Source organism: Tessaracoccus caeni (assembly GCF_029211185.1).
Taxonomy (GTDB): Bacteria; Actinomycetota; Actinomycetes; order Propionibacteriales; family Propionibacteriaceae; genus Arachnia; species Arachnia caeni.
Genome location: NZ_JARGDO010000005.1, coordinates 91,925 through 104,528, shown reverse-complemented (window position 1 = coordinate 104,528; position 12,604 = coordinate 91,925). Strand labels below are relative to the sequence as shown.

Here is a 12,604-nt window from a genome sequence, read left to right as displayed (position 1 = left end):
GCGTCGACGATGTCCACAGGCCCGGGGTGGTGGCTTGGTCAGGTGGTCCGGCCCTGAGACAATGGGCGGACGATGACGGAAACCGAACTGCACGAGTCCACCACCTTCGATACCGCCTCCGTGGACGGCGACCAACAAGACCTGGCCGAGCGGCACTCGCTGCGCCGGGTCGCAGGCCTGTCCACAGAACTGAGCGACGTCACCGAGGTCGAATACCGCCAGCTGCGGCTGGAACGCGTGGTGCTGGTCAGCGTGTGGACCTCCGGCACCCAGGCCGACGCCGACAACGCGATGGCCGAGCTGAAGCTGCTGGCCGAGACCGCCGGATCCGAGGTGCTCGACGCCTTGGTGCAGCGTCGCAGCCAGCCCGATCCGGCCACTTATGTCGGCAGCGGCAAAGTCGCGGAGATCACCGAGGTGGTGCACGCCGTCGGCGCCGATACCGTGATCTGCGACGGCGAACTGGAGCCCGCGCAGCTGAGGAACCTGGAGGACCGGATCAAGGTCAAGGTGGTCGATCGCACCGCCCTGATCCTGGACATCTTCGCCCAGCACGCCAAGAGCGCCGAGGGCAAGGCGCAGGTCGAGCTGGCTCAGCTGCAATACCTCAAGCAGCGTCTGCGCGGCTGGGGCGGCAACCTGTCTCGACAGGCCGGCGGCCGGGCGGCCGGCGGCGCGGGCATCGGCGGACGCGGCCCCGGCGAGACGAAGATCGAGACCGATCGGCGGCGCATCCACACCCGGATCGCTCAGCTGCGTCGTCGTCTGAAGGACATGGAGGCCACGCGCGAGGGCAAGCGCGCCGAGCGGCGCCGCAACAAGGTGCCGTCGGTGGCCATCGTCGGCTACACCAATGCGGGCAAGTCGTCGCTGCTGAACCGGCTGACCGGGGCGGGCGTGCTGGTGGAGGACGCGCTGTTCGCCACCCTCGATCCCACCACCCGCCGCGCCCAGACCGACGACAGTCGCATCTTCACCTACACCGACACCGTCGGCTTCGTGCGTCACCTGCCGCACGATCTGGTCGAGGCGTTCCGCTCCACCCTGGAGGAGACCGCTACCGCTGATCTGTTGCTGCACGTCGTCGACGCGTCCGATTCCGATCCTGAGGGTCAGATCGACGCGGTGCGCGGCGTGCTGAACGAGATCGGCGCCGGAGACATCCCTGAGCTGCTGGTGCTGAACAAGGCGGATCTGGCCTCCGACGACGCGATCCTCGCGCTGCGCTCTCGCAACCCGCACGCGGTCATCGTCTCCGCCCGCACCGGCGCCGGTCTCGAGGATCTGCGCCGCGCCGTCGAGGCGGGGCTACCGCAGCCGGAGCATCAGGTCGACGTGGTGGTGCCGTACAGCCGGGGCGACCTCGTGGACAAGGTGCACAAGGCCGGCGTGATCGAGCTGATCGAGCACCTGCCGGAGGGCACCCGGATCGTCGCGCGCGTGCTGCCCAGCCTGGCCGATGAACTGGCCGGCCTCGGGCATGACTGACGCGCAGTCCGTTCTGAGGGCTGCTGTCGGCGAGATCCACGGCGACGCCCGGCCCGGGCAGCAGCGGATGGTCGAGGTGCTCTCGGAGTCCCTCGAGTCCGGCGTGCACCTGCTGGTTCAGGCCGGCACCGGCACCGGCAAGTCGCTGGGCTACCTCGCGCCGGCGCTGGCCCACGTGGTGGACACGGGCGAGCGGGTGGTGATCGCCACCGCCACCCTGGCGCTCCAGGCGCAGCTCGCCAACAAGGACATCCCGGCGGCGCTGGACGCGGTCGAGGAGGTCACCGGCGTCCGGCCCAAGGCCGCGGTGATGAAGGGGCGCACCAACTACGCGTGTCTGTACCGCTCGCGCGGCGGCGTGGATCCCGGGCAGGCGGCGCTCATCGGGGCCGGGGAGTTCGGGTCGGCGCCGGTCGCGGCCGACGACACCAGCAAGCTCGGGCTCGAGGTGCTGGCGCTGCGGGAGTGGGTGGAGCAGGAGGTTCAGGACGGCGGCCTCGGCGATCGCGACGACGCGCCTTCGCACACGGCGAGGGGCTGGGCGCAGGTATCGATCCCCAACCGTGAGTGCTTGGGTGTGAACGCCTGTCCGTTCGGCGAGCAATGCCTGGTGGAGGCGTCGCGCGACCGCGCCCGAAAGGCCGACCTCGTCGTCACCAACCACGCGCTGCTGGCCTTCGACGCCATGCAGAACCGCACGATCCTTCCCGAGCACGGCGCCGTGATCATCGACGAGGCCCACGAGCTGGTCTCTCGGATCACCACCGCTGCCACCGACGAGTTGACGCAGGGCATCGTCGACCGCACGGCGCGGCGCGCGATGGAGTGGCTCGATGACGACCTGGGGCACGACTTCCTGACCGCGGCCGAGGAGCTGGGTATCGCGCTCGGTGAGAGCGAGCCGGGCCGGGTGACCTCGGGTACCGCACCCGTGGTCTACGCGGCCTCGGTGGTGCGCGACGTGAGCCGCCGCGTCGCGACGGCGCTCGGCGGCAACAAGGACACCGATGCCGACCGCACGCAAGCGCTCGGGGCCGTGCGCGAGGTCTACGACGTCGCCGAGCGGATCGCAGCCCTGGCCGATGCCGACGTGGTGTGGATCACCGACTCGGAGATCGCAGGCAAGGCGGTCTATGTGGCGCCGCTGGACGTCTCAGGGCTGCTGAGGACCAGCGTCTTCGGGGAGACCACCGCCGTGCTCACCTCCGCCACGCTGGCCCTCGGGGGCAGTTTCGAGCCGGTGGCCGCGCAGGTGGGTCTTCGACGCTCAGAGCGAGTGGAGGAGGTGGAGGATCCTCCGGAGTTCGCCTGGAGGGCCTTCGACGTGGGCTCGCCCTTCGACTATCGGCGCCAGGGCATCCTCTACGCCGCCACCCGCCTGCCCAACCCCGGGCGCGACGGCCTCACCAAGGAGACCCTCGCCGAGGTGGCGCAACTGGTGTGGGCGGCCGACGGACGCACTTTGGGGCTGTTCGCGTCGCGCAGGGCCGCGGAACAGGCGGCTGATCACTGTCGCCGCGAGCTGCCCGGGTTCACCATCCTGTGCCAGGGCGACGCGCAGCTGCCGGAGCTGACCCGCCGGTTCCAGGAGGATCCCAGAGCGTGTCTGTTCGGCACGATGTCGCTGTGGCAAGGGGTGGATGTGCCCGGGGACACCTGCCAGTTGGTGCTGATCGACAAGATCCCGTTCCCGCGTCCCGACGACCCGTTGATGCAGGCGCGCAAGAAGGCGGTCGACGATGCGGGCGGCAACGGTTTCATGCAGGTGGCGGCGACGCACGCCGCGCTCCTGCTTGCCCAGGGGTCCGGGCGATTGATCCGCCGCGCCGACGATCGTGGCGTCGTCGCCGTGCTGGATCCCCGGCTGATGAAGGCTCGCTACGGGTCGTTCCTGCGCTCGTCGCTGCCCGACTTCTGGCTCACCACCGACGGCGATGTCGCGGTGCATGCCCTGCGCCGCTTGCGCGGCGAGGAGTAGCCGTCGACGCTCAGACCCTGCGCATGACGGCGACGACCTTGCCCATGATGGTGGCGAAGCGCCCGTCGATGGGGGAGTAGGCCTCGTTGTGCGGCAGCAGCCACACGCCGGTGTCGTCGCGGCGGTAGGTCTTGACCGTGGCCTCGTCGTCGAGCAGTGCGGCCACGATGTCACCGTTGTTCGCGGCGTTCTGGCGGCGCACCACCACCCAGTCGCCGCTGCAGATGGCGGCGTCCACCATGGAGTCGCCCTGCACCTCCAGCATGAACATCTCGCCGTCGCCGACCAATTGCTTGGGCAGCGCGAAGACGTCCTCCACGTGCTCCTCGGCGAGAATGGGGCCGCCGGCCGCGATCCGGCCGACCAGCGGAACGGACAGCGCCTCCGGGGTGCTGTCGTAGCTTTGCGCTGAGTCCAGCTCCGGCCTGGTCTGCCCGGGGATGGTGACCACGAGGGCGCGCGGGCGATGAGGATCCTTGCGCAGGAAACCCTTCTCCTCGAGGTTGCGCAGCTGGTAGGTGACGCTCGACGGCGAAGCGAAGCCCAGCTTGGATGCCAGCTCGCGCACGCTCGGGGGATAGCCGACCTCGTCGATGGCGCGCTGGATGGCCAGCAGGAGGGCGCCCTGGCGGGCGGTGAGCCCGTTGGTCTGCAGCGCCTCCGGTGAGAGGCCGGCCGCTTCGAGCTGCGCGTCGACGGCGGACTTGGTGGGGCGACCGAGACGGCGGGGCTGATCATCGTTGCGTGCCATACGCACACCCTACCGCCTCGGTGGAACAGATGTACGAATTATTTGGGGCGTGTCTCGGCCTCCGAAAGGGTGCGCGACGCGCCCGCCGATCAAAACTGTCAGACCCTTCCTGTTGGGTACGTGGTGGGAGGCAAGCGATGTCGACTCAAACAAATGTTTGAATCTGGCGCCTCCTGGGATTACTGTTGATTCGTACAGACGTGCGAGATTTGTGGAGGTGGGTCAGATGACCGTGTTGAGTGTTCGGGTTACCGAGTCGCCGCGCCGGACGGTTCGAGGGGCGGGGCGCCCGGATCTGCGCCTCCCGGTGGCACGCCCTCGCGTGACGGTGTTGCGCGGGGGTCGCCGTCCATCGGCCTGCGTGGTGGCGAGGCCCGCCGCGCCCGTGGTGCGGCGTGGCGGCGCGTGGCTGCTGAGGCTGAAGGTGGGGGCGGTTGCCGTGCTCAGTCTGTCGGCGGCTACGATGGCTGCGGTTCATCTGGCCGAGCCCGATGTTCCAGCCCCGAGCTATGTCGCCGGTGCGCCGGAATGGGCGCACGTCGTGCCCAATTCCTGAGGCGTTCTAGCGGTGCGATGCGTGCGCGCCGAGTTGACCCAGGCCCACCCGAGGCCTAGTCTTTTCCCTACATGTAGTAGCCGCAACGACGCCGTCCCACAACCCCTTGTGTATTTGGGGTCCGGGTGGCATCGTTGTCGATCCCGGGCCTGAGGCCTTCTCGCCCGGAAGTATGCGAGAGGTGGGGCGCGATCATGCGGTGTCCGTTCTGTCGTCACGAGGACACGAAGGTGTCCGATTCGCGGGCGGCCGAAGAAGGCTCCGCGATCCGTCGCCGGCGAGTGTGCCCGGTGTGCGAGCGCAAGTTCACCACCATGGAGCAGATCGTGTTGATGGTCGCCAAGCGCAATGGCGTGAGCGAGACCTTCAACCGCGACAAAGTACTCAAGGGCGTCTCCAAGGCGTGCCAGGGCCGCCCCGTCACTCCCGCACAGCTCGCCACGTTGGCTCAGCGTGTGGAGGAAGACCTGCGGGCTTCGGGTCAGGCCGAGATTCCCTCCGAACGCGTGGGCTTGGCAATCCTCGGGCCGCTCAGCGAGTTGGACACCGTCGCCTATCTCCGGTTCGCGAGCGTCTACAAGCAGTTCGAGTCGGTCGAGGACTTCGCCAAGGAGATCGAGGAACTACGACTCAGGGAGGCGGCCGAGGAGGAACTCCCGGCGAAGCCCGCGCGAAAGGCCACGCGGTCGTCGCGTAAGAAGGCCACCGTCGATCAGGGGCAAGAGCCCCTGATCGGCTGAACCACTACTGAAGAAGATTGAAGGGAAGCGCAGATACGATGACTGCGACCGCAACCAGATCAGAAGCCGGACTCGGCGGAGCTCCTCGGGGACTGAAGATCGAGCGCGTCTTCAGCACTGAAGGCGTGCGCCCCTACGACGAGGTCGAGTGGGAGAGCCGCGATGTCGTCCAGACCAACTGGAAGACAGGGGAGACCGTCTTCGAGCAGCGCGGCGTCGAGTTCCCCCGCTTCTGGAGCGTGAACGCGTCCACCATCGTCACGTCCAAGTACTTCCGCGGCGCTCTCGGCACTCCGCAGCGCGAGGCCAGCCTGCGCACGATCATCGACCGCGTGGTGAACACCTACGGCAAGGCGGGCCGCGATTTCGACTACTTCGCCACCGAGCAGGACGCCGACGTCTTCGAGGCCGAGCTCACCTGGATGCTGCTGCACCAGTACTTCTCCTTCAACTCACCGGTGTGGTTCAACGTCGGCACCCCGTCGCCGCAGCAGGTGAGCGCCTGCTTCATCCTGTCGGTCGACGACTCGATGGAGTCGATCCTCAACTGGTACAAGGAAGAGGGCTTCATCTTCAAGGGCGGCTCCGGCGCGGGCCTGAACCTCTCGAGGATCCGCTCGTCGCAGGAGCTGCTGAGCTCCGGTGGACAGGCCTCCGGCCCGGTGTCCTTCATGCGGGGCGCCGACGCCTCCGCGGGCACCATCAAGTCGGGAGGTGCCACCCGCCGAGCGGCCAAGATGGTGGTGCTCGACGTGGACCATCCCGATATCGAGGAGTTCATCGAGACCAAGGCGCGCGAGGAAGACAAGATCCGCGCGCTGCGCGACGCCGGTTTCGACATGGATCTGGGTGGCAAGGACATCACCTCGGTCCAGTACCAGAACGCGAACAACTCGGTGCGCGTCACCGACGAGTTCATGGCCGCCGTGGAGGCCGGCCGGCCGTTCGGCCTCAAGGCGCGTATGGATGGCTCGGTCGTGAAGGAGGTGGACGCCCGCACGCTGTTCCGCACCATGTCGCAGGCAGCCTGGGCCTGCGCCGATCCCGGCATCCAGTACCACGACACCATCAACAACTGGCACACCAACTCCGTGACCGGCCCGATCACCGCGTCCAACCCGTGCTCGGAGTACATGAGCCTGGACAACTCGTCGTGCAACCTCGCCAGCCTCAACCTGCTGAAGTTCCTGCGCGAGGACGGCACCTTCGACGCCGAGCTGTTCGTCAAGGCCGTGCAGCTGATCATCACGGCGATGGACATCTCCATCTGCTTCGCCGACTTCCCCACGGAGTCGATCGGCGACACCACGCGCAAGTTCCGCCAGCTGGGCATCGGCTACGCCAACCTCGGCGCGCTCCTGATGGCCATGGGCAAGGGCTATGACACCGAGGGTGGTCGTTCGATGGCCGCCGCCATCACCTCGATCATGACGGGCGCGTCGTATCGTCGTTCCGCCGAGCTGGCCGCGATCGTCGGCCCGTACGAGGGATATGCCGTCAACGAGGAGCCGCACAAGCGCGTCATGCGTCAGCATCGCGATGCCAACGCCGCGTTGGCTCCGACCGCCGACGAGCGGGCGCTGCATGCGGTCGCCACCCGTGAGTGGGACGCGGTGATCCGGCTCGGCGACGAGAACGGCTATCGCAACGCTCAGGCGTCGGTGCTGGCTCCCACCGGCACCATCGGCTTCATGATGGACTGCGACACCACCGGCGTGGAGCCCGATTTCTCGCTGGTGAAGTTCAAGAAGCTGGTGGGCGGCGGATCCATGCAGATCGTCAACCAGACCATCCCGCGCGCGCTGGCTCGCCTGGGCTACAGCCCGTCGGCGTCGAAGACGATCGTCGACTTCATCGCCGAGCACGGTCACGTCGTCGGTGCGCCTGGGCTTGCCCGCGAGCACTACGAGGTCTTCGACACCGCGATGGGGGAGCGGGCGATCAAGCCCATGGGCCACGTCCGGATGATGGCGGCCGTGCAGCCGTTCCTCTCCGGTGCCATCTCAAAGACGGTCAACCTGCCCGAGTCGGCGACGGTGGAGGAGATCGAAGACGTCTACCTGCAGGGCTGGAAGCTGGGCCTGAAGGCGCTCGCGGTCTACCGCGACAACTGCAAGGTCGGCCAGCCGCTGTCCGACGGCAAGAAGAAGCAGGAAGAGGCGAAGGTCGTCACCGAGGTGGTCGAGAAGATCGTCTACCGGCCCAAGCGTGAGCGGCTGCCCAAGTCGCGTCTGGGACGCACCACCAGCTTCTCCGTGAGCGGTGCCGAGGGCTACATGACCTCTGGTTCCTACGAGGACGGCCGCCTGGGCGAGGTGTTCCTCAAGCTCGGCAAGCAGGGTTCCACGCTGGCCGGCGTGATGGACGCCTTCTCGATCGCGGTGTCGATCGGCCTGCAGTACGGCGTGCCGCTGGAGAGCTTCGTGCAGAAGTTCACCAACCTGAAGTTCGAGCCGGCCGGCATGACGGACGATCCCGACATCCGGATCGCGCAGTCCTTCATGGACTACATCTTCCGTCGTCTCGCACTGGACTACCTCGACTTCGACGATCGCGCCGAGCTGGGCATCTACACCGCCGCCGAGCGGGCCCGCTACGTCGAGACCGGCAGCTACCTGTCGGAGGAGGACGAGTCGTCGCTGTCCGAGGCCGACCAGCTGCGCAACGACGCCGGCGACGACTTCGACGTCGACGGCGCCCGTCAGCCCTCACTGATCGACGTGCACACCACGGCCGAGCTGCTCGAGTCGCTCACCGGCACCGCCGTCGACGCGCCGCTCTGCATGACCTGCGGCACCAAGATGCGCCCGTCGGGCAGCTGCTACGTCTGCGAGGGCTGCGGCTCCACAAGCGGCTGCAGCTGAACGGACAAGAGGAGTGCAACGAGACGGGGTGTCCGGCCAGGCCGGACACCCCGTCTCGTGTCTTGGAGGGTTCTCCTAGTTGCCGACCCTGCTCAGGATCTCCTCGGCGTCCTCGCCCACCTTCCCTGCGGGATGGGTGAAGAGGAACTGCTCCCAGGTGTAGCCGCGTAGCTGCATCAGGGAGATGGCCAGTGCGTCGCCCCACGAGGCCATGGCCAAGGTGCTGCCCATCGCGATCGCGCCTCCCGGATCGCCCTCTCCCGCAGGAATGATGGCGACATCGTCGGCGACCTCCGACAAGGGGGACTGGTTGCGGCTGGTCATGACGAGGATGCGGGCCCCACGTGCCTTGGCGCGCGCGGCGAACTCGGTGAGTTCTCCGGTGCCCCCGCCCTTCGACAGCGCGATGACGATATCGCCGGGTGCGACCGCGCCCAGGCTTCCGTGCAGACCCTCCGTGGGATGCAGATACAACGCGGGGGTTCCGCAGACCGACAGCAGATGGGCGAGCCTGCGGGCCACGGCGCCTGAGGTGCCCGCCGCAGACGTGATGACCTTGCCGTCGGTGTCCAGCAGGATGCCGAGGAAGGTCCGGAACTCGGCGGTCTCGACGAGGTCCTCGACGGCGGCAACTCCTCGCGCCTCAGCAGAGACCAGACCACGGGAGGTCTTGAGCGCCTCGGCGAGATCCTCCGATGTTGGCTTAGGCATGTGTTGTTTCTTTCTGTGTTGGTGCGGGTCTCGGTGCACGAGCGCGACGGCGGCCGACGGACATGGTCACGAAGGTCGCCAGGATGAGGCCCTGGATAATCTGGTAGATGTACGGATTGACCTGCAGGAGGTTGAACCCGTTGGACACCACCTGCAGCAGAACGGTGGCGAGCAGGCATCCGACCACCCGCGCGCGGCCACCCGTCGGGTCGGTGCCGCCCAGCACGGCGATGGTGATCGCCAGCATGATGTAGCTGCCGCCGAAGCCCGCCGATGCGCTCGCCGCTCGCGCGACGATGAAGATCGCCGCGATTCCCGCGAGTGCTCCGGCGAAGGCATAGGTCTGCAGATGGATCTTCGAGATGCTGAAACCGGTGTACCTGGCGGAGGTCTCATTGGTGCCGAACAGCAGTGCCCGGTGGCCGAAGGTGGTGCGGTCCAGCACGAACCAGACGGCCAGGCCCACCACAGCGAAGAGGATCAACGTGACCGGCACCCCGGCAAGGGTGGCGAGACCCAGATCCGCGATGGGCTGCGGCAGGCTGTAGAGGGCCTTGCCGTTGGTGATCGCGATGCCCAGACCGGCGAAGAGGCTTCCCGTCGCCAGCGTGGTGAGGATGGGCCGGATGTTCACCGCCGACACGAGGATTCCGTTGACCAGTCCGCAGGCGATGCCCACGAGAATCGACACCGGCACCGCGATCAGGGTCAGGAAGATCGGATGCACTGCGTAGTCGATGCCCCATTGGCCGACCAGCGCGATGGAGATCGCCGAGAGGTTGGCGATGGCCACCACCGACAGATCGATGCCGCCGCTAGCCATGGCGATGACCATGGCGAGAGCGAGGATGCCGATCTCGGGAATGCTGAACGACAGCGACTGGAGGTTGAGGCCGGTCAGGAAGGTGCGTGGCGTCAGCGCTCCAAAGACCACGACTCCCAGGGCGAGGAGGATGGCCATCCTCGCGGTGTCGTGCCGCAGCGCCGCGCCCCCTAGATCCTTGATGTTCACTTGACGGCTCCTTCCAGGATCGGGGTCTGATGACCCCTGCGCCGGTTGCTGAGGGCCTGCACTGCGACGCCGATCAGGACGACCAGACCGATGGCGAAGGTGTGCCAGTAGCTGGCCACGCCCAGACGGATGAGGCTGTTGCGGACGAGCGCGATCAGCAGCACGCCGAGCACGGTGCCCTTCACGCTGCCGCGTCCGCCGGTATCCAGGGCGCCGCCGATGACGACGGCGGCGATCACGTCGAGCTCGCCGCCGACGAGATCGAAGGGGTTGGCCGTGCGGTTCAGCGACACATGGACCATGCCAGCGAAGCCAGCGATGCCACCTGCCAGCAGAAGAAGCAGCGCCTGGACGCGGAAGACCGGAATGCCGGCTCGATCCGCCGCCTCCGGATCCCCGCCGATGGCGTAGATCGCGCGACCGTAGTAGGTCTTGCCGAGGAAGAAGGCGATGCCGACGCAGAGCAGGATGATGGGGAGGATCAGGATGCTCACGGGGCTGGAGCCGAGCGTGAACAACGAAGCCCGTCCCACGGCGTCGAGGCCCGACGGCAACTGGGCGATGTAGGTGGAACCGACGAACGCCAGCAGGGTGCCACGGATGATCGTCTGCGTGCCCAGCGTCGCCATGAGGGTGGGAACCCGGTAGTAGGCGATCAGCAGCACGTTGGGAAGTGCGAAGACGAGGCCGATGACGATCGAGACCAGGAACGGCGTGACGCTCCCGTCCCACGAGGTGCTCTGCATGATCAACACGGTCGAGTAGGCCGCCGTGATGGCGATCGCCATGAACGACACGTCGAAGCCGCCGGCGATGATCACCATCAGCACGCCGAGCGCGAGACACATGTTCACCAGCCCGGAGCGGATGATGTCGCCCGCGAACCCGAGGCTGAGGGAACCGGGAGCCATGACGGCCATGAAGACCAGCAGCGCCAGGATCACGGCGACCAGCACGCCTTCGTTGTTCTTGCCTTTCAAAGATGCCAAGCTCATCACTGGCTCACCTCCATCACGAGTTCACGGACCGCTTCGACGCTCACGTCGTCGCCCGTGACCTCGCCGCGGAGCAGGCCCTTGTCGACGACGAGAACCCGGTTGCAGACGCCGGCCACCTCCTGGAAGTCATCCGAGACCACCAGGATCGCCATGCCCTCCTCGGCGTAGGTGCGCAGGATCTGCAGGATGCCGAACTTCGCGCCGATGTCGACGCCCACGGTCGGGCCGTTGAGGATGAGGATCCGCGGCCGAGTGGCCACCCACTTGCCGATGACCACCTTCTGCTGATTGCCGCCGGAGAGGGTGCGGATCGGATCGGACGGCTTGCCGATCTTGATCTGCAGCGCATCGACCGACGAGTCCACCTGTTCTGCGACGCGGCTCCGGTTGATCACGCCCGCCTTGCTGAGGTCGTCGATGGTCGCGGCGACGAGGTTCTCCGAGATGGATCGGGTGAGGAAGACCCCTTGTCGGAGGCGATCCTCTGGGACGTAGGCGACGCCGGCCGTGATGGCGGCGTCGGGGGAGGTGAGCTTCACCGGCTCGCCGAAGATCCGGATCTCCCCGCTGTCCGCAGGCAGCAGTCCGAACAGCGCGTCGGCGATCTGGGTGCGCCCGGAGCCACGCAGACCGGTCAGCCCCACGATCTCGCCGGCCTTGAGATCGAAGGAGATGTCGTGGAACTGGGTGGCGACACCGAGGCCGCGCACCGACAGGGCGACTTCCGCAGCCGCGGGGCTCTCCACGGTCTTGCGTTCGGTGGTGGTGCGGGATCCCACCAGTGCCTCCGCCAGGGAGTCTTCCGTGAAGCTGTCGGCCAGCCCCTCGGCGACCTTGATGCCGTTGCGGATCACCGTCATGTCGTCGGAGATGGCGAGGGCCTCGTCGAGCTTGTGCGAGACGAAGACGATTGCGACCCCGTCGTCCTTCAGCCGTTGGACCACCTCGAACAGCTTGTCCACCTCGCGCCAGGTCAACGCGGTGGTGGGCTCGTCCATGAAGAGCACCTTCGCGTCCTGTGCCAGGGCGCGGCAGATCGCGGTGAGCTGACGGTCGGCGACGGAGAGGTCGTCGACGTCGGTGGTGAGGGGGAGCGAGAGGCCGAGACGCTCGGTCACGGCTTCTGCTCGTTGGAGGGCCTCGCGTTGGCCGACGATCGGTCCGCTTTGCAGGGAGCGACGCAGCATGTCGATATTCTCGGCGACGCTGAGGTTCCCGAAGAGCGCCAGGTCCTGGTAGATGACCTGGATGCCGTGCTGGAGTGCGAGGCGTGCGTTGTGGTGACGGAGAGGATGGCCCTCGAGAGTCAGTTCCCCGGCGTCCGGGGCCTCGACTCCGCTGATGATCTTGATCAGCGTCGACTTCCCGGAGCCGTTGACGCCGGCCAGGCAATGCACCCGGCCGGCGCCGAAGGTCACCGAAACGTCCTTCAGGGCCTGCACTCCTCCGTATCGCTTGGAGATCCCTCGGACCTCAAGGAGTGAGTGGGACATGTGTGCTCGTCTT

10 protein-coding genes are annotated in these 12,604 nt (G+C 67.3%); 5 read left to right on the top strand and 5 right to left on the bottom strand.

Annotated features, from left to right (window positions below; genetic code table 11):
- The first annotated feature begins 72 nt into the window (after window positions 1-72).
- Together hflX and P0D62_RS06180 are read left to right on the top strand one after the other, a co-directional pair.
- A complete protein-coding gene (gene hflX / locus P0D62_RS06185; RefSeq protein WP_275701756.1) occupies window positions 73-1,488 on the top strand; it encodes a GTPase HflX in 1,416 nt (471 codons plus the stop codon).
- Window positions 1,460-3,466 carry an ATP-dependent DNA helicase gene (locus P0D62_RS06180; RefSeq protein ID WP_275701755.1) on the top strand — a complete coding sequence of 669 codons (2,007 nt, stop codon included), beginning with the start codon at window positions 1,460-1,462 and terminating at the stop codon, window positions 3,464-3,466. The genes hflX and P0D62_RS06180 overlap by 29 nt, the downstream gene beginning before the upstream one ends.
- 10 nt (window positions 3,467-3,476) lie before the next feature.
- Here P0D62_RS06180 and lexA read toward each other — a convergent pair whose 3' ends face one another.
- Complete coding sequence (gene lexA, locus P0D62_RS06175) at window positions 3,477-4,217, bottom strand: transcriptional repressor LexA (RefSeq protein ID WP_275701754.1); 741 nt, start codon at window positions 4,215-4,217, stop codon at window positions 3,477-3,479.
- A gap of 226 nt (window positions 4,218-4,443) precedes the next feature.
- Between lexA and P0D62_RS06170 the strand changes: the two genes are divergently transcribed.
- From P0D62_RS06170 to P0D62_RS06160, 3 genes are all read left to right on the top strand, one after another.
- The gene (locus tag P0D62_RS06170; protein ID WP_275701753.1) at window positions 4,444-4,773 is read left to right on the top strand and encodes a hypothetical protein; all 330 of its coding nucleotides are present in this window, start codon (window positions 4,444-4,446) and stop codon (window positions 4,771-4,773) included.
- A gap of 194 nt (window positions 4,774-4,967) precedes the next feature.
- Entirely contained in the window at window positions 4,968-5,513 is a 546-nt protein-coding gene (nrdR, locus tag P0D62_RS06165; RefSeq protein WP_275701752.1) for a transcriptional regulator NrdR, read from the top strand.
- Between the two features lie 38 nt (window positions 5,514-5,551).
- Window positions 5,552-8,377, top strand: coding sequence for a vitamin B12-dependent ribonucleotide reductase (locus tag P0D62_RS06160; protein ID WP_275701751.1), 2,826 nt, complete (start codon window positions 5,552-5,554; stop codon window positions 8,375-8,377).
- 75 nt (window positions 8,378-8,452) lie between these two features.
- Here P0D62_RS06160 and P0D62_RS06155 read toward each other — a convergent pair whose 3' ends face one another.
- The 4 genes from P0D62_RS06155 to P0D62_RS06140 are packed head-to-tail and all read right to left on the bottom strand — an operon-like array spanning window position 8,453 to window position 12,591.
- Entirely contained in the window at window positions 8,453-9,088 is a 636-nt protein-coding gene (locus P0D62_RS06155) for an SIS domain-containing protein (RefSeq protein ID WP_275701750.1), read from the bottom strand.
- A complete protein-coding gene (locus P0D62_RS06150; RefSeq protein WP_275701749.1) occupies window positions 9,081-10,100 on the bottom strand; it encodes an ABC transporter permease in 1,020 nt (339 codons plus the stop codon). Before P0D62_RS06150 ends, P0D62_RS06155 begins: the two co-directional genes overlap by 8 nt.
- On the bottom strand, window positions 10,097-11,095 hold the full coding sequence (locus tag P0D62_RS06145) for an ABC transporter permease (protein WP_275701748.1): 999 nt from the start codon (window positions 11,093-11,095) through the stop codon (window positions 10,097-10,099). The genes P0D62_RS06150 and P0D62_RS06145 overlap by 4 nt, the downstream gene beginning before the upstream one ends.
- Window positions 11,095-12,591 carry a sugar ABC transporter ATP-binding protein gene (locus P0D62_RS06140; RefSeq protein ID WP_275701747.1) on the bottom strand — a complete coding sequence of 499 codons (1,497 nt, stop codon included), beginning with the start codon at window positions 12,589-12,591 and terminating at the stop codon, window positions 11,095-11,097. The genes P0D62_RS06145 and P0D62_RS06140 overlap by 1 nt, the downstream gene beginning before the upstream one ends.
- Window positions 12,592-12,604 lie beyond the last annotated feature (13 nt).